15 protein-coding genes are annotated in these 17,386 nt (G+C 45.3%); 12 read left to right on the top strand and 3 right to left on the bottom strand.

The window, feature by feature from the left end; translation table 11 throughout:
• The first annotated feature begins 311 nt into the window (after positions 1-311).
• From BMZ72_RS27700 to ilvB, 7 genes are all read left to right on the top strand, one after another.
• On the top strand, positions 312-1,673 hold the full coding sequence (locus tag BMZ72_RS27700) for a TolC family protein (protein ID WP_089813197.1): 1,362 nt from the start codon (positions 312-314) through the stop codon (positions 1,671-1,673).
• An 18-nt stretch (positions 1,674-1,691) separates the two neighbouring features.
• On the top strand, positions 1,692-2,756 hold the full coding sequence (locus BMZ72_RS27705; protein WP_089813199.1) for an HlyD family secretion protein: 1,065 nt from the start codon (positions 1,692-1,694) through the stop codon (positions 2,754-2,756).
• Positions 2,737-4,335, top strand: coding sequence for an MFS transporter (locus BMZ72_RS27710; RefSeq protein WP_089813201.1), 1,599 nt, complete (start codon positions 2,737-2,739; stop codon positions 4,333-4,335). The genes BMZ72_RS27705 and BMZ72_RS27710 overlap by 20 nt, the downstream gene beginning before the upstream one ends.
• Positions 4,336-4,361: 26 nt before the next feature.
• Positions 4,362-5,156: an AraC family transcriptional regulator gene (locus tag BMZ72_RS27715; RefSeq protein ID WP_089813203.1), complete on the top strand. Its 795-nt coding sequence runs from the start codon at positions 4,362-4,364 to the stop codon at positions 5,154-5,156.
• Positions 5,157-5,401: 245 nt separating this feature from the next.
• On the top strand, positions 5,402-5,908 hold the full coding sequence (mug, locus tag BMZ72_RS27720) for a G/U mismatch-specific DNA glycosylase (RefSeq protein WP_089813205.1): 507 nt from the start codon (positions 5,402-5,404) through the stop codon (positions 5,906-5,908).
• 194 nt (positions 5,909-6,102) lie between these two features.
• Positions 6,103-6,618 (top strand): N-acetyltransferase, encoded by a 516-nt coding sequence (locus BMZ72_RS27730; protein WP_089813209.1) that lies wholly within the window; start codon positions 6,103-6,105, stop codon positions 6,616-6,618.
• Between the two features lie 61 nt (positions 6,619-6,679).
• Positions 6,680-8,419 (top strand): biosynthetic-type acetolactate synthase large subunit, encoded by a 1,740-nt coding sequence (gene ilvB / locus BMZ72_RS27735; protein WP_089813211.1) that lies wholly within the window; start codon positions 6,680-6,682, stop codon positions 8,417-8,419.
• A 46-nt stretch (positions 8,420-8,465) separates the two neighbouring features.
• Here the strand turns inward: ilvB and BMZ72_RS27740 are convergent, their stop codons facing one another.
• Positions 8,466-10,631, bottom strand: coding sequence for a TonB-dependent receptor (locus tag BMZ72_RS27740; RefSeq protein WP_089813213.1), 2,166 nt, complete (start codon positions 10,629-10,631; stop codon positions 8,466-8,468).
• 79 nt (positions 10,632-10,710) lie between these two features.
• On the bottom strand, positions 10,711-11,049 hold the full coding sequence (locus tag BMZ72_RS27745; RefSeq protein ID WP_089813215.1) for a hypothetical protein: 339 nt from the start codon (positions 11,047-11,049) through the stop codon (positions 10,711-10,713).
• An 81-nt stretch (positions 11,050-11,130) separates the two neighbouring features.
• Here BMZ72_RS27745 and BMZ72_RS27750 point away from each other — a divergent pair, with 81 nt between their 5' ends.
• The 4 genes from BMZ72_RS27750 to BMZ72_RS27765 all read left to right on the top strand — a co-directional run bounded on the left by BMZ72_RS27750 (position 11,131) and on the right by BMZ72_RS27765 (position 15,746).
• A complete protein-coding gene (locus BMZ72_RS27750; protein WP_089813217.1) occupies positions 11,131-13,398 on the top strand; it encodes an alpha-L-rhamnosidase-related protein in 2,268 nt (755 codons plus the stop codon).
• A 125-nt stretch (positions 13,399-13,523) separates the two neighbouring features.
• Positions 13,524-13,916: a VOC family protein gene (locus BMZ72_RS27755; protein WP_089813219.1), complete on the top strand. Its 393-nt coding sequence runs from the start codon at positions 13,524-13,526 to the stop codon at positions 13,914-13,916.
• Positions 13,917-14,017: 101 nt separating this feature from the next.
• Positions 14,018-14,812 (top strand): SDR family NAD(P)-dependent oxidoreductase, encoded by a 795-nt coding sequence (locus BMZ72_RS27760; RefSeq protein ID WP_089813221.1) that lies wholly within the window; start codon positions 14,018-14,020, stop codon positions 14,810-14,812.
• A gap of 16 nt (positions 14,813-14,828) precedes the next feature.
• A complete protein-coding gene (locus tag BMZ72_RS27765; RefSeq protein ID WP_255373307.1) occupies positions 14,829-15,746 on the top strand; it encodes a helix-turn-helix domain-containing protein in 918 nt (305 codons plus the stop codon).
• A 13-nt stretch (positions 15,747-15,759) separates the two neighbouring features.
• Here BMZ72_RS27765 and BMZ72_RS27770 read toward each other — a convergent pair whose 3' ends face one another.
• Positions 15,760-16,392, bottom strand: coding sequence for a Crp/Fnr family transcriptional regulator (locus tag BMZ72_RS27770; protein ID WP_255373308.1), 633 nt, complete (start codon positions 16,390-16,392; stop codon positions 15,760-15,762).
• Between the two features lie 59 nt (positions 16,393-16,451).
• On the opposite strand from BMZ72_RS27770, the gene BMZ72_RS27775 reads away from it, so the two are divergent.
• Positions 16,452-17,333, top strand: a complete 882-nt coding sequence (locus BMZ72_RS27775; RefSeq protein WP_089813227.1) for an enoyl-CoA hydratase/isomerase family protein — start codon at positions 16,452-16,454, stop codon at positions 17,331-17,333.
• Positions 17,334-17,386 lie beyond the last annotated feature (53 nt).

Consider the following 17,386-nt stretch of genomic DNA (forward strand, 5'->3'; position numbering starts at 1 on the left):
CATCCAATTCATGGCATTATTAAATCAGACATTTGTGTTGTCGAAATCAATGAACCGTTGAAAAATGATCATACAACGAATCAGTGACCCAGACCTGTACTAACGGCAAATGCACACGTCAGCAGCCAATCCCGGCTTCATATTGACACGTGTAATTCAGCTATCCATCGGACATATTACATGTATTGCTACAGCGCGCTGCAAAGCGGCTGAGGGCGGATATGTTTTGTCTTACCAAACGATCCGGGGGGAAGATGGATATGACAAAGAGCGCCGCAGGTACCGATTGACCTGAATTTAAATAATGAAAAATGCGTATCAAACATACAAATACAGGAAACAGCTGCCTGTTATGCAGCTTTCTGTCTATTGCCATCTTAGTGATGCATATCACAATCGCAAACGGACAAACAACAAACAATAACACTTATAAGATCAGTCTTAACGAAGCAGTGGAATTTGCAAAGATCCAGAACAAGCTCGTTCAGGCAGCGATTGTTGAAGAAACTGCCATGAGTGAAGATAAAAAGGACGTATACAAAGCAGCATTACCGGATATCCGCGTAAATGGCTCTTATCAGAGATTCAGCGGACTTACCTTATTCACTGATGGCCTTGGCCATGCGAATACAACAGCCCGAAAGCCTACCTCGAATTCAGCTACCCTGGGTATTGAGGCCCTGTTCAATATCTATAGCGGCGGTAAGCAAAAAGCCTTACAACGTGAGTATACCTTCCGGGAAAAGCTGGAACAGTTAAATACAAAAAATCAGTCAGGAATTATCGCTTATCAGACCGCCACACAATATCTGGAACTGGTCAGACTGAATGAACAGGAAAAGTTCATTCTGGAGCAGGTGAACCGGGCTACGATACGCGTAAAAGACATTCATGCCCTCTACGATAACCAGAAGGTAACCAGGAGTGATGTCTTACGTGCAGAAGTAAATCTATCAAACGTCAGACTCTCCCTGGAACAAAATGAAAATGATATTGCGATTGCCAATCAGAAACTGGTAGTACTAATGAATGTGCCAGACGCCATACACATCATACCGCTCGATTCTGCGGATATGCCAAAGCCGGATGTTCATTCACTGTTACCGATCAGCGATGCAGCTGAAACATCCTCCTATAGTGTGCTGAAAGCCGCGAAGAGCGTCGAAATACAACAGGAAAAGGTAAAAGGAATTCAGGGCAACAATAAACCTAACCTGAGCTTCTATTCCGGCTATGGCCTCAATTACCCTAACTATCTGTTCTTCCCTCCTGTTGACCAGGCCTATGCGATCGGCTTTGTCGGATTGAAAGCACAGTATAGTATTTCATCGATCTATCACAATAAAAGCAAAGTAACAGCTGCTAAACTCCGGGTAAAAGAACTCGAACTGCGGCAACAGGCGTCCGCGGATAATATACGTTCAGAAGCCAAAGCCTATTATGCAAAATACGCAGAGGCATTAACACGGATCAGTGTTAACGAACATTCTGTCGAACAGACGGAAGTCAATTACCGGATCGTCAACAATAAGTATTTAAATCAGTTGGCCCTCCTGACAGATCTGCTGGATGCAGACAATCTATACCAGGAATCGCAATTCAATCTGGTGAAAGCACAAACTGAGGCACTCGTTATTTACTATCGCCTGCTTTATACCAGTGGAAACTTATAATCTATAACATCAGAAAAAATGAAAGCAACAGCGAAAAAAATACACCCGGGCAATATTGTAATATCAGTCATTGCCGCAGGGCTTCTCTTTGCGGGAATATACTATATCACCAGGTACTGGCGATACAGTCAGGAATACGAAGAAACCAATGACGCGCAGGTAGAATCCTATATCAATCCGGTATCTGCACGTGCCGGTGGCTATATTCAGCGGGTATGTTTTGAAGAACATCAGCTGGTAAAAGAAGGTGATACGCTTGTCATACTGGATGACAGAGAATACCGTGCACAGTTACAGGTTGCCGAAGCCGCCACCGAAGATGCGCATGCCCAGCTCACAGTCCTTACGGCCAATATTGCCGCAGCCGTAACCGGCACCAGCGTTAATCAGGACCAGATAAAAGGCGCCGAAGCCAAATACATACAACAGCAACTGGATATTAAACGCTATACAAATCTGGTAAAAGAAGAAGCAGCTACAGGTGCTGAACTGGAACAGGTGAAGGCACGATACGATGTTGCAGAGAGTGACTATAGCGCTGCCAGGAATAGTCTGAAAACGAATGAAGCGCGTATCGTAGAACTAAGAACACATTTTGCGCTCTTACAAGCCGATATCAAACGAAAAGAAGCAGCCCTGGAGCTGGCCCGTCTTAACCTTTCCTATACGGTTATCCGCGCACCCTACTCAGGACGACTGGGACGGAAAAACATACTGGATGGACAGCAAATACAACCGGGACAGCCACTGGTAAGTATCATCAACGAAAAAGAGAAGTGGATCACAGCCAATTACAAAGAGACACAGGTAGCCGATATGTATGTGGGACAATTAGTAGAAATACGGCTGGATGCAATAGATGGACGGGTATTTCATGGCAGGATCATGGCAATTGCCGGTTCTACTGGTGCAAGGTTTTCGTTATTACCGCCGGATAACTCAACGGGCAACTTTGTCAAGATCATCCAGCGCGTCCCTGTAAAGATCGCATTTGAAGGTCCCGGTACGGGCAATGTAGTCGCTGGTATGAATGTCACCGTAGCTGTTAAAAAAGAGTCTGATCATGAAACAAGCATATTTTAAACCATGGGTACAGGGTTGGGACTGGGGTATCCGGATCGCATTACTGCTGTTATTGCTTTCTTCCCTGATGCAACTGGGATTGTTTGCGCTAACCGGCAGTTATATCGTTGCGTATCTGGGTGTGCAGCAGGAAGATATTTCCTTTTGCCTGATGTCCACGTATGCGGGCATTATTGCCTCCATTCCTATGCAGTTCCGTTTTATCCGGCGCTTTGAGATGCGCAATTATCTCGCTGCCAATGTTGCGCTGGCAATCCTCCTGAACTGGCTTTGTATTGATTGCAGGGATATTAACATCCTGCTGGTGATCAGATTTCTGCAGGGTATTCTAACAGGAGGAATATGTGTCAGCACCCTGATACTGATCTTTTCCAGGGTACCTACTCACCGTGCACAACTGATCGGCGCCGCCGTGTTTTATCCAACCATTCTTGGTAATATCGTGGTAGCCGCCTCAATAGCTGCAGTATTCATAGACATCTCGGAATGGAAAGCAAGCTATTATTGTCTGATTGGTATACAGTTATTCTCCCTGCTGATCACCATGTTACTATTGCGGCGGAGTTCGGGCCACAGGCGATTGCCGCTGTACCAGATCGACTGGGTCGGATTCCTGCTATTCGCGCTTAGTGCATTAGCTCTGGCCTATACATTTATCTATGGTTCCAGGTATTACTGGTTTGATGACAGACGTATCTGTTATAGCAGCTGTATCGCGGGCGCCGGTGTTATACTGTTCCTGTACAGACAAAGTCTGCTGAAACGGCCATTGATACACCCAGGTGTGTTTAAGTCGGTACATTTTGTAACAGGACTTTGTCTGCTGGGACTTTATTACGGCGGTAAGGACAGTATCAATCTGGTTTATAACTATGCCTTCGTGACACTTAAATGGACCCCTTTCCAGGTGGCGGCGCTTGGTTGCTGCAACATTGCAGGTGTTGTTTCGCTGGCAGTATTTTCCACCCGGCTGATCATCGCGAAGAAACATAACTTCCAGTTCTTTCTCACAGCAGGGTTTGGGCTAATGGCGTTATTCAATCTCTGGATGTGGTATATAATGACACCTGACCTGTCTTTCACAGATCTGCTGTTCCCTATATTTATCCAGGGTGCGGCCTCGGGGTTGTTATTTGTGCCGATCATTATATACATCCTGACATCTGCAGCCGGATTCAGTGGTACCAGCGGCATCGTGCTGGCAGCCTGTACCCGGTTTACCGCGACATTACAATCAATAGCAGGACTCTATAATCTTCAGCTATACCATAACCAATACTTTAAAGAAGGGTTTCTCAGTTATCTGACACCGGACAATCCTAATACAACAAACCGGCTGAATACTTACCAGTCACTGTATACTTCGAAAGGATTTTCCGCCGAGCAGGGATCATACATCGCTAAAACAGTTATCTGGCAAAGCCTGGGACAACAAAGTCAATTACTCACCAACCGGGCTGTCTTCATGACCTTTGCCCTACTGATGCTGAGTATTGCACTGCTTGTACTGATCATCCCTGCCATCCGTAAAACATGTAAATACCTGAACAGCACATCCGCAATGGAGAGCGACCGCTAGTGGCATTGCTTATTAAATCAACGACAATGGGACTTATAGCTTCTTTACCGGAAATAGAACAACAACCAGCATCATTTTTTGTGATACACGAAAAATGTGAAAAACATATTCCTCTTCACCAGCATTCAAAAGGTCAGCTGTTCTATGTAGATGGCGGGATCGCATACATACGACTGGCAGATCAATTGCTGGTCATCCCCTCCCGTCACTATTGCTGGATACCGGCAGACGTTCCACACAGTCTGACCATCGGACAAAACGGAACACATCTCCGGTCCATTCTCTTCACTACCGAAGGAGATGATAAATATGTATTCTACAATGAGGTGGGCATATATCCTATCAATGACCTGCTGATCGAGATGATGCGGTATACAGAACAATGGCATGGACACATTCTTCCGGATGATGATCGCTATGTTTTCCTACACTCCATAAAAACGATTCTTCCGAAAGTAAGTATCAAACATCTTCCAATTGCATTACCGTATACGGAAAATAAACGCATGCTACAAATCATTGCCTATATAGAAGAAAATATAGCAGATAAACATACCCTGGAGACCATCAGCAAGCGTTTCGGCCTGAGTGACAGAACGCTCTCCCGTTTCTTCAGGAATACGCTGAAAATATCCTTCTTACAATATCTGAAGTTATTACGGATGGTAAAGGCTTTTGAGTTAATACAGCAAAAGGCGCACTCACTCAGTGAGATCGCCTATCTTACGGGGTATCAGAGTCTCGCGTCATTCAGCTATACGTTCTACCAGGTGACCAATATGCGGCCTTCTGAATTCGCTCATCTCAACAGCATGGCTTAATTGTCCCCTTCTGTTCATATCTAAATTTAAATCGGTTACTACCCCTGGCCGGAAAGGGCTAATATCTGGCGCAAATTGTCTAATGCCACGACACAAAGTTCCCTAGCTTTGCATTGCGTTTCCCTATACAGGAGTAAATGCCTGGCTTTAACGATGCACCGGCACAGATGTTACGAATCCATCCGGCCGGTGCACAACGAAAGTCAGGCTATCCTGTTTTATATTAGCTGTTATAAAGTAACCATATGGATAATTACTTACAGGACATTATTGCTGAAAATCTGACGATACTATTCTGTGGAATCAATCCCGGATTAAAGTCTGCAGTGCAGGGTCACCATTTCTCCGGACGCAGTAACAGATTCTGGAAAGTATTACATCAGGCAGGATTCACTCCCCATGAGATACAGCCCATACTCGACAGCACCATCCTTGATTATGGTTATGGTCTGACAACAGCCGTTGCACGTGCCACCGTACGCGCAGATGAATTATCCAAAGCTGAATTTGATCAATCCATCGAGACATTTAAGCGCAAGATGGAACGATATAAACCTACCTACCTGGCTTTCCTCGGGAAGCCCGCTTATCAGGCTTTTTCGGGCCAAAAGAATATTCAATGGGGATTGCAGGAAGCGCCTTTCTGCAATGCGACCGTCTGGGTATTGCCTAATCCCAGTGGACTCAACCGGGGTTTCACGTTACCCATGCTGATCAATCACTATCAGGCATTACGCAATTATATCAGCTAACTTTTCTGACCCATTTCCTCTAACCTTTGGCGCATTCCAGCTAATAAAGCCCCTATGTTCGGTTTACCTTTATGCAGACAATATCTCCTGGTTACAAGAGGCTTCATAAAAAACAGGAAACCTTTATTACCAGCGATAACTGCTATGCAAACAAATATTTTTTGTAACCGCATCATATTTTAATCGAAGATTTTATGGCGAACAGGATAGTGATCAACTTCTGTATTGGTACAGAACAGGACCGTCGTACCCTATCATTTATCGGCAGGGCCACCGCAAGGGAAAAGTTCAGTGGTAAGGTTCCGGAAACTGAAATAACAGCATACATCGAGCGCAACTTCAGCGATCATACATTACGTGGGGAACTGAATAATATTTCTAATCAGATACTGGTCGTTTTTGTGGATGGAGAGGTCGCCGGGTATGCACGTGTCACCACAAAGGGTGAGCGGCCGGAAATATTCCAGGGGAAAAGCGTCGCTCGTATTGCTGATTTCTCAGTATTGGAAAGATATCATGAAACAGCTACCAGAAAACAGTTATTCGAAAAGTGCCTCTGTATCTGCAAGACAAAACAGGTTATATGGATAAGTGAACATGAAGGCACTGCTGATATGGACCTGTTCACAGCTAATGGATTCATAAGGAGCACAGCTATCAGCGGTGTAAATGATCTGGGACTGCCATTGGTCTATCTGATAAAAGAATAATAACTACCACCGGTCCAGGCAGCAAAAACAATCATCTGAATCAGGCAAATTAATTACAGGTATGGAAAGTCCACATGTAAAAGAAGACAAAACAACTTCTCAGGATCAAATAAAAACAATACCAGGATCCGTTGCCATTATGGAGGCACTGATAGCGGAAGAAACCGAGGTTATCTTCGGTGTGCCTGGCGGCGCCAACATTGCCATGTACGATGCGTTATTTGACTATGATCAGCAACTGAAACACATCCTCGTCAGACATGAGCAGGGAGGCATTCATGCGGCACAGGGATATGCGCGTGCATCAGGGAAAGTAGGGGTGGTATTCGTCACCAGCGGCCCAGGCGCTACCAATCTCGTAACGGGCATTGCAGATGCAATGATCGACAGTACACCGGTGGTGTGTATCACCGGACAGGTATTTGCGCATCTGCTGGGTTCAGACGCTTTTCAGGAAACTGACATCATTAATATCTCAACGCCGGTCACCAAATGGAATTACCAGATCACTGACGCTGCAGAAATTCCATCCGTGCTGGCAAAAGCATTTTATATTGCCCGTAGTGGCCGTCCGGGACCTGTACTGATCGACATCACCAAGAATGCGCAGCTACAGCTTTTTGAATATACAGGGTATGAAAAATGTAACCATATCCGGAGTTACAGACCCAAACCGATCGTCCGGGAGAAGGACATTCAGTCAGCAGCGGATCTGATCAACCAGGCTCAAAAACCATTTGTCATCTGGGGACAGGGTGTTATACTGGGCGGAGCAGTCACTGAGTTTAAAATCTTTATAGAAAAAAGCGGCATTCCGGCAGCGTGGACGGTATTAGGTGCGGGCGTTATGCCTTCAGCGCATCCGCTGAATATGGGTATGCTGGGTATGCATGGCAACTACGCTCCCAATGTACTTACCAATGAATGTGATCTGCTGATCGCCATCGGTATGCGTTTCGATGACCGGGTAACTGGTCGTCTGGATAAATATGCCAGACAGGCGAAGGTGATCCATCTGGAGATCGATCCGGCTGAAATAGATAAAAATGTAAAGTCTACTGTGTCCGTATTAGGTGACTGTAAAGAAACTTTACCACTGCTGACGGCTTTAATTAATAAGAAAGAATACGCCACATGGATAGAGAAATTTAATACGCTCTATCAGGAGGAATATGATACCGTTATCCAGCCTGAGCTAAACCCGGCGGCCGGCGAACTGACCATGGGAGAAGTGATCAATATATTGAACGAGTTCACTTCAGGAGATGCGATCGTTGTTTCTGATGTGGGACAAAATCAGATGGCAGCGATCCGCTATGCTCAATTCAACCATACCAGGAGTAATATTACCAGTGGTGGTCTGGGAACAATGGGATTCTCATTGCCTGCGGCCCTCGGTGCCAGATATGGTGCACCAGGGAAAACGGTACTGGCGATCGTTGGTGATGGTGGTTTTCAGATGAATATTCAGGAACTGGGTACCATTATGCAGCATTCACTGGATATCAAGATCATTATCCTGAATAATCAGTTTTTAGGCATGGTACGCCAATGGCAGGAGCTTTTTAACGACCGCCGGTATGCGTTCTCTGACATGGAGAACCCTGACTTTGTAGCGCTTGCTGCCGCTTATCGTATTGCCGGCAAACGTGTATCTGAGCGGGAGTGCCTGCGGGATGCCATTGCGGAAATGTTCCGTCATAATGGCCCTTATCTGCTGGAAGTGATGGTGGGCAAAGAAAACAATATTTTCCCTATGGTACCTCAGGGAGCCAGTATCAGTGAAATAAGATTAAAATAACTGATACAGTACGAGCCATATGATCTATGGCTCGTACTGTATCATACTATAACTTAATCTTCAAGCCTCCATTTACCACAAAGCCATCCAGCGGTGCATAAATATCCCTGAAGATGGGATTGCTTACCGTACCGGTATAGATATTATCAAACTTCGTCTGACGGGTATCTGTGAAATTCTCAAAGTTCACAAACAATGAAAACCGTTCCCATAACTTCTCTGCCATAAATCCACAGGTCCAGTATGCCTTTCCGGTACGGGTATCATTCAGCATCTGTTTGCTGTAATAGTAGGCCTCCAGTCCGATCTTCCATTTATCCTCCACCTCATACATCAGTACATTGTTGAGACGATGACGCGCAGTCAGCGGGTTCTGTCTTTTCGTTGCACCTTCATGGAGTGTCGCATCTGTGAAAGTATACCCGACAAACAGCTTGAAATCTTCGTATCCCAGTTTGATGTTGGTTTCCCACCCTTTTGTATCAACATAGCCATTGGCATTGACCAGGGCATACAGGTTAGTCCCACTACTTTGCAGTAGTAACGGATCATTGATACGGGTATAAAAGAATAGCTGGTTAATGCTAAATGTAAACTTGTCCAGGAAGGAAGTGCGGTAATTAACATCCACATTTGCGCCCAGGGATCTTTCCAGTTTATTATCCTGACTGTTAATGGGCAGTATATAACGATATTGCAGGCGTTCGCTTTCTTCTGTGAAGATTGTAGGTGTTTTATATCCCAGTCCGCCACCTAAGCGTGAAGTCAGTTTTTCAGAAAGATGGAACAGTGCTGAAATACGCGGCAGGAAAGCAAAGCCATAGTCAATCACATAGTCGCCACGAACGCCGGTTTCCAGTTGCAGCCAGTCGGCCGCTTTCCAGGTATTCTGCACGAATGCGCCGGCAGTCTGCTGTGTATAATTCCTCTTTTCAAAGTTATCCTTCGGATATTCCAGGAACTGATCGGTGTAAAAATTTACGCCTGTTACCCAATCCAGTTTTTCACTTTCTTTATGGTAGTTGACTTCTGAGTAGGTCGACCATTGTTTACCATCGAATATATAATCAGGTATGGTAATGGTCCGTTTAAAATTACTTACAGAGTTTTTAACGGACAGGCTGCTGGTTTTACTGAACTGATGATCCAGTGAGAACTGCGTGGAAACGCGTGTGGTTTTATTCTGTTCGAAATAACGGTGTACGTTATCCCCATTCCCTTTGATATAGGCAAGGTCTCCACCCGTCCGGTCCTCAAAAGTGGTATTGGCCCCCACCATCAGCTGCGTCTTTGGGCTAACATAGACAAACAGCTTTGGATTGAACACATAGCGACTGGTTTTAGGAATCGCTGTAAAGCCGGTTTCTGAAGGATCGTAGGGCCTGCTGCTATTTCTGGAAGCAAATACTGTCCATCCTACTTTCTCCAGTTTCCGGGCATAGAAACCATTTAAATCGAGTCCTCCGGCAGACGTACCATTAATAAGAAAACGGAGCTCCCGTTCTTCCGTCGGTACTTTGGAGATCAGGTTAACCAGTCCGGCGATTGCACCGCCCCCATATAAGGTAGAAGAAGCGCCTTTGATCACCTCTACCTGCTTCAGGTCTAATGGAGGTGTCTGTAACAGTCCCAGTCCTCCTGAAAAGCCGGCATACAAGGGGAAACCATCTTTCAGGATCTGTGTATAACGCCCGTCAAGTCCCTGGATACGGATACTGGAATTAGCGGAGGTGGCTGACACCTGTTGCGTCTGGATACCGGTGCTTTCATTGAGCATCATACGGATGTCTCCCGGTTTCATATTCCCTTTTTCTTCCAGTTCCTCGCCTCCGATCAATTCTACCCTGGTAGGGATATTCCGGATCGTTCTGGTACTACGGGTCGAACTGATCACTACTTCTTCCATTTCCTCTTCTGCAGGTTCAAGCAGTATGATCAATGTATCGTTACTATAAGGGAAAGTCAGGTTAGCTGTATATGTTTCGAAACCAACAAAGCTAACCGTGAGCGGGTGTTTACCTGCTGGTATATTGGTAAAGCTGACAAGACCATTAGCAGCTGTCCTGGCACTTTTATTTATATCTGACAGCGTGACGGTGGCATCTGCCAAACCTAATCGGGTGTCCGCGTTTTTAACAACGGCAGTAAATGTATGCTGCGCCACACATAAACTGGTGGTACAAAGCAGCATGATCGTAAATATAAGTCTCATGTTGTACATGGAAAATTTAAGCAATAGCAATGACAGCACAGGACATGGCCCTGTACTATTTTAAAATTCTTGTATTCGCTTAAACCTGTTTGGGCGGTTGCCATATAGCGGGAAAGAAATCCCTTAATTGCGGTTCGATATACTGGCTATGCAGTTCCTGATCAGAGGTTAAAGCAACCGGCTTTATCGTATAGGATTCCGGTATCACCACGCCATGGCATACGCCACAGGCAAAAAAGGGAGAACAGGGAGATACCGGCTTATGATCCTTCGGAGATTCCTGATCATGGGATGAAGTGGTATGTGTTATTTCATCACTACAGCAGTCTTCATCGGCATCACAGTGGATACCCGATAACACCAGGACATATAGTGAAAATAAATAAACGAACCATTTCATGCGGACAAAGATAGCCATTAAAAATGTTTAAAAAAGAACGCATAAGATAGTATTTTACTATTGCTGCATCACCGGCGCTATCAACAATTAGTACCACGAATGAAAATTACAACTGCTTTTCTGCCGACACTATTCATCTGCCTGTCTGCCATTGCCCAGGAGCAAACAGCCCCTTTCTCATTAAGAGCAGACCTGCTACAGAATCCCTCACAGGTATATGAACACGGCATCAGTAAGGATATTCCTTTAGAACAGGCAGTCCTATCTGGTGGCAGATTCCAGTTCTGTCAGGTAAACAGCCGTTATCCGATGTTCTCCTGGGTGTTGCCGTCTCAATACCAATCTGCTTATCAGATCCTTGTTGCGAGTAACAGACAAATGCTGCAAAACGACTCCGCAGATATATGGAATTCAGGGAAAATCAAAAGTAACAACAGTACAGGTGTTTTATACAGTGGCCCTGCTTTGCAGGCATCCACCTGCTATTACTGGAAAGTACGTACCTGGGATCAATATGGCAAACCCGGCAGATATGCTGCCATCCAGGTATTTTCTACAGGAAAAGAACCGGATGATTATCGGCTGCCTTCTTTTGTGCTGATCAGAACACCTCAACAGCCATTAAAAACTAGCACCCCTGATGCCGATAACGTCCTGTATGACTTTGGTAAGGATGCTTTCAGTCAGATAAAATTGTCTGTTAATGCGCAACACCACGATGATACACTGATCTTACATCTTGGTGAAGCGGTTACGCCGGATGGACATGTCAATAAACACCCCCCGGGTTCCGTACGCTATAGAATGATAAAGATCCCCTTGCAGCAGGGACAACATGTCTACCAGCCTGACATCACACCTGATGCACGCAATACTAAAAAGAACGCCATTTTAATGCCTGCTGCTATCGGTGAAGTACTCCCCTTCCGTTATGTTGAAATAGTCCGGGGCGGATATACGATAGACAATGTATCCCGATATATGGTCAGCAGTACATTTGATGATACAGCTACTACGTTTCAGAGCGGGTACAAAAGCCTTAATCAGATATGGGATCTCTGTAAATACACGATCAAAGCGACTTCGTTTTCCGGGTATTACGTGGACGGGGACAGGGAACGTATTCCCTATGAAGCAGATGCATTGATCAACCAGCTCTCCCACTATGCAACTGATGCCGAATTTACCATGGCCAAGCGGACGCTTAACTATCTGATCGATCATCCAACCTGGCCCACTGAATGGTCTTTACAGAATGTACTCATTGCATGGAATGACTATCTATATTCGGGTGATCTGCGGTTGGCAAAAAAGCTGTATCCCGATCTCAAAGCTAAATTATTAAGCGCCCTCGCCAGGGAAGATGGATTGATCAGCACCCGTACGGGTAAACAAACACCTGCATTTCTGCAGTCCATTCATTACGCAGCTTTTGATGCCAATGCACAACTGAAAGATATTACAGACTGGCCTCCGCCTAAATTTGGCGGCACAGATATCATGGGAGAAACCGACGGTTTTGTTTTTGCGGATTATAATGCGGTTGTTAATGCCTATTATTATGCAGGACTGGAAGCAATGGCTAAACTGGCAAAGGCGATGGGTAATACCGCTGATGCGGACCATTATAAGCGTGAAGCAGCCAGGGTACAGACCGCTTTTCAACGCGTATTTATTGACAAGCAAACCAACCTGGTCGTAGACGGCGAAGGAGTCAGTCACAGTTCTTTACATGCTAATTTCTTTGCGCTGGCCTTCGGACTCATACCTCATAATAAAGTTCCCGGTGTCTTGTCTTTTATACATTCCCGGGGTATGGCCTGTAGCGTATATGGTGCACAATTCCTGCTGGACGGATTGTATAAAGTGAATGACGCTGATTATGCGCTGCAACTGCTTACCTCCACAGATAAAAGAAGCTGGTTTAACATGATGAGAGAAGGAGCTACCATGACAATGGAAGCCTGGGGACAGGAATATAAACCCAATCAGGACTGGGGCCATGCATGGGGTGCCGCACCGGCAAACTGTATTATCAGATATATTGCAGGTATTCAGCCCATCACACCAGGTTTCGGAGAAGTGGAGATCAGACCACAACCCGGATTGACGGGGCCCATACAACTCCGCTACAAAACGATACGCGGTACTATTGAAGAGGAGATTGAAAACACCCCGGCCAGATGCCGGCTTCAGCTTACCTTACCAGGGAATATGACAGGTCACATCTATCTGCCTTTTGCTACGGATAAAGCGACCGTCAGCATGGATGGTAAGGTCATTAAAGCAGTGTATAACGGCGCTTATTATGAAATACGTAATATCGCTCCCGGCAGACATACCTTCGAAGTTTACAGCCGCAACTGACAAATGATCTGACCGCTCAGCCATACTGTTTAATAAGTGGTCTGCGATTTGATATTGTATCTTTGACTCACATCATGTAAATTGATCCATACACTCATTTTTACACCCTTAAACTTTCCAACGTCATGAAACCTAAAAAGATCTGGGCTAATTATGCCGTAAGCGATCTGGAACGTACTTCACAATTTTATACCCAGCTCGGATTTACACCTAATGGGCCGCATACATCCAAAGAACTGGTAAGTTTCTTCTTTGGTGATGCAAACTTCGTCATACACTTTTTTCTGAAAGACATCATAGAACCTAATATCAAAGGCCAGATGTCCGACGGACATGCCGCTAATGAGATCGTATTCACTATCTCTGCGGAGAGCAGAGAGGATGTGGATAACTGGGCGAAAGAAGTCGAACCTGCTGGCGGCAAAGTGGTTTCTCCACCTGAAGCATTTGGTAAAGGCTACTATGGCTTCGTCTTTACTGATCCGGATGGGCATAAATTCAATGTCTTTCATATGTAAACAATCCGGTTAAACTACTTTTGGCTACAACTAACGCACTTTCAGATACAGGCGGCAGTCCCGCGTAAGCGACCTTTACTCCCGGAATAAAACCAGGATAAATGAAAGTAACGCTTATTACAGGGGCTTCTGCTGGTATAGGAGAAGCTATTGCCAGACAGATCGCCGGACAAAAAGAAAATGTGGTACTTGTAGCCAGAAGTGAACAATCCCTACAATTGCAGTGCAAAACACTTACGCAGCAGTTCGGTATCAAAGCCGACTATATTGCCGCTGATCTCTGCAAACCGGAGAGTGTGGCGTTTGTCTACCAGACCTGCAGGGAAAGAGGATACGAAGTCGAGTCCCTTATTAACAATGCCGGTATGGGTTCAGGCGGGGAACTGATAGCGCGTGACCTGCAGCATGAACTGAACATGATGCTGTTAAATATGAACGCGATGGTTAGTCTGACACACTATTTCCTCAAAGATATGGCAGTAAGGAAACGGGGTAACATTGTTAATATTGGCTCACTACTCTCCTTTATACCAGCCCCTTACATGGCTGTCTATTGCGCTACAAAGGCATTTGTCCGTTCTTTTACCCGTGCTTTGCATGAGGAAGCCAAAACGCATGGCGTACATGTCCTGTTATTCTGTCCGGGACTCACTGACAGTAATTTCATCCAGGGTTCGTATGTAGACGATAAAACGGCACATGCGCTTACAGCCGGTGTCCGCGCACAAACGCCTGAACAGGTTGCTGCTGAATTTATCAAAGCTTACAAAGAAAAGCGGAAATTTGCCATATCAGGCGGCTTCAACCGCTTTGGTGCCAAGATCTTAAGTATACTGTCTGATGCCACTATTGCACGTCAGACGGGAAAGACTTACCGGAAAAGGATGTTGCAATAAGACTAAATCCAACAACGTGAAAAAGAAGGCGATTCCTCATATTCATATCGACACACTTAAGACGTATAATGACTTACTGGGTTTCCCGAAACCAAGAAACCCTTTATTCAGTATCCAGCGCTTTGAAGACTTTCCGCTTTTGCCGGCAGATGGTCCCATCAAGCTGACCATGGACTTCTACCAGATCACCTTTAAAAAGAACTGTGGTAACAAGATCATATATGGTCAGTCCCTATACGATTTTGATGAAGGGGTATTGTCCTTCTTCTCCCCTAAACAGGTTGTCATTAAAGAACCGGATCAGCTGTCCAATACCGGGTTTATTATCCTGATCCATCCGGAATACCTCAGAGGACATGCACTGGAAAGTAAGATCAAATCCTATGGTTTCTTTGATTATGCGGTCAATGAAGCACTGATACTGTCAGCCGAAGAAGAAGATTTTATTCAAAATATTTTCATACAACTTGAGAAAGAGTTCAACAGGGCGATCGACCATCTGAGTCAGGATGTTATCTTGTCGAACCTGGATCTGTTACTGACTTACAGCAACCGCTTTTATACCCGGCAGTTTATTACCCGCAAGCAGCATTATAACAATCTGCTGGTAAAGTTCGAAGCACTGTTAGATGAATTGTTTGCCGAGAGCACCCTTGCAGAAAAGGGATTGCCCAATGTAGCTGATATTGCCGCTGCTTTTCATCTATCCTCCCGGTATTTCAGTGATCTGATCAAGGAACATACCGGACGAACCACGCAACAGCACATTCATGATAAGCTGATTGATAAAGCAAAGGAGATGTTATCTGCTACGGATCTATCTGTCAGTGAAATTGCCTATCAACTGGGATTCCAGCATTCGCAATCATTCAGTAAGTTGTTCAAGGCTAAGACGGATCAGTCTCCCCTGGCATTCAGGGCAGGGTTTAACTGAGTTTCCCTGCGGACTATTTCTTTGCGTAATGCGCCCGGATGCGGGTGATCGTCTCTCTGGACATTCCCAGATAGGAAGCCAGCATGTGTAGTGGCACCCGGTTAAAGATATCCGGATATTCTTCTATAAACAGCTTATAGCGTTCCTCCGGACTATGCCCGATCTGGTTATAGATCCGCTGCTGACTGGCATTAAAGCTATTGGACTGGAGTTTTTCTGTAAGTACCCGGAGATTGGGGATCTTTTCCAGCAGGTATTGAAAATCTTCTTTAGAACAAAGTATCAGCTCAGTATCTTCGAGTGCCTGAATATTAAATGCCGAAGGGGTACCATTGCTATAACTCTCCGGTTCATAGGCCCACCAGTTCTCTATGACAAATTTAAATGTATGTTCTCTCCCCTCCTCATCCACACGATAAGTACGCAAACATCCTTTTACCACCAATCCACTGTGGCGGCAGACTTCCCCTTCCTGTAACAGGTGTTCTTTCTTCTTTAAATGACGGGTAATGTAGTATTGTTCAATCAGCCCCAGTTCCTGTGGCGTAAGGTCTGTTTTTTCCCTGAGGTATGTGCTAAGTGTGGTAAACATACTTTTAGTCCCTTCTACAATGCCCTGGTGGAACAGGCGAATATTTTGCGTCAAATGACTTTTTTCTTCATGCCGGCAGCCAGGACCTTTGTTATCTCAAAACTAAAGAAGAAATGAAGAACAAACAAATCACAGCCATAGACCAGGAGGCAACAGTCCGTTATAGTGTATACAAAGCTTTTCAGGTAAGCGTAAGACATGCCGTTGCCTACGTATCATTCAACAATCCACCGATGAATGTACTGGATGCCACCATGATGCTTGATCTGGCTGCATTCGCAGCAACTGTGCAATCAGATGACACCTTAAAAGTAATCGTTTTTCAGAGTGCAGATCCTGACTACTTCATTGCGCATGGAGATATGAACTATATCGTGGATCCTTCTTCATTTGCAGGATTAGTTGATCCGGCGGAGATGGACCCGCTTATCAATCCGATGCAGCAGCTGCATGAAAAAATCAGTCAGTTGCCACAAGTGACCATCGCTATCATCGATGGTTTCGTACGTGGCGGCGGACATGAGTTTACACAGGCCTGCGATATGCGTTTTGCCTCATTTGAAAAGGGCAAGATCGCACAACCTGAAACACTGATGGGCATTATTCCTGGTGGCGGTGGTACACAATACCTTACCCGCAGGATCGGAAGAGCCAGGGCATTGGAACTGGTATTGGGCGCTGAATTACTGGATGCTAAGACTGCCGAATTGTATGGTGTGGTGAACCGGGCTATGCCACAGGAGCAATTATATCCCTATGTAGAGACCCTGGCCACCCGGATCGCCGGATTACCTGATGGTGTAGCAGCTGCTGCAGTAAGGGCTGTAGATGCAGCTAATGGTGACAGATATGAGGGTCTTGCAACAGAAAACAAGTTGTGTATGGATCTTTTCCTGAGACCAGCAACTGTGCAGTTAGCCAAAGCAGCATTAGCTGCCGGCGCACAGACAAGAGAAGGGGAAAAAGACCTGGAGGGCATTATGGATCGTTTATAAAATAAAGAAGAGGCAGCTTATACTGCCTCTTCTTTATTTATAATACTTTGCTA

The organism is Chitinophaga sp. YR627, assembly GCF_900114995.1.
Lineage (GTDB): Bacteria > Bacteroidota > Bacteroidia > Chitinophagales > Chitinophagaceae > Chitinophaga.

Coding starts and splice junctions, on each gene's coding strand:
- BMZ72_RS27700 (WP_089813197.1), top strand. CDS start 312: ATGCGTATCAAACATACAAATACAGGAAACAGCTGCCTGTTATGCAGC.
- BMZ72_RS27705 (WP_089813199.1), top strand. CDS start 1,692: ATGAAAGCAACAGCGAAAAAAATACACCCGGGCAATATTGTAATATCA.
- BMZ72_RS27710 (WP_089813201.1), top strand. CDS start 2,737: ATGAAACAAGCATATTTTAAACCATGGGTACAGGGTTGGGACTGGGGT.
- BMZ72_RS27715 (WP_089813203.1), top strand. CDS start 4,362: ATGGGACTTATAGCTTCTTTACCGGAAATAGAACAACAACCAGCATCA.
- mug (WP_089813205.1), top strand. CDS start 5,402: ATGGATAATTACTTACAGGACATTATTGCTGAAAATCTGACGATACTA.
- BMZ72_RS27730 (WP_089813209.1), top strand. CDS start 6,103: ATGGCGAACAGGATAGTGATCAACTTCTGTATTGGTACAGAACAGGAC.
- ilvB (WP_089813211.1), top strand. CDS start 6,680: ATGGAAAGTCCACATGTAAAAGAAGACAAAACAACTTCTCAGGATCAA.
- BMZ72_RS27740 (WP_089813213.1), bottom strand. CDS start 10,631: ATGAGACTTATATTTACGATCATGCTGCTTTGTACCACCAGTTTATGT.
- BMZ72_RS27745 (WP_089813215.1), bottom strand. CDS start 11,049: ATGGCTATCTTTGTCCGCATGAAATGGTTCGTTTATTTATTTTCACTA.
- BMZ72_RS27750 (WP_089813217.1), top strand. CDS start 11,131: ATGAAAATTACAACTGCTTTTCTGCCGACACTATTCATCTGCCTGTCT.
- BMZ72_RS27755 (WP_089813219.1), top strand. CDS start 13,524: ATGAAACCTAAAAAGATCTGGGCTAATTATGCCGTAAGCGATCTGGAA.
- BMZ72_RS27760 (WP_089813221.1), top strand. CDS start 14,018: ATGAAAGTAACGCTTATTACAGGGGCTTCTGCTGGTATAGGAGAAGCT.
- BMZ72_RS27775 (WP_089813227.1), top strand. CDS start 16,452: ATGAAGAACAAACAAATCACAGCCATAGACCAGGAGGCAACAGTCCGT.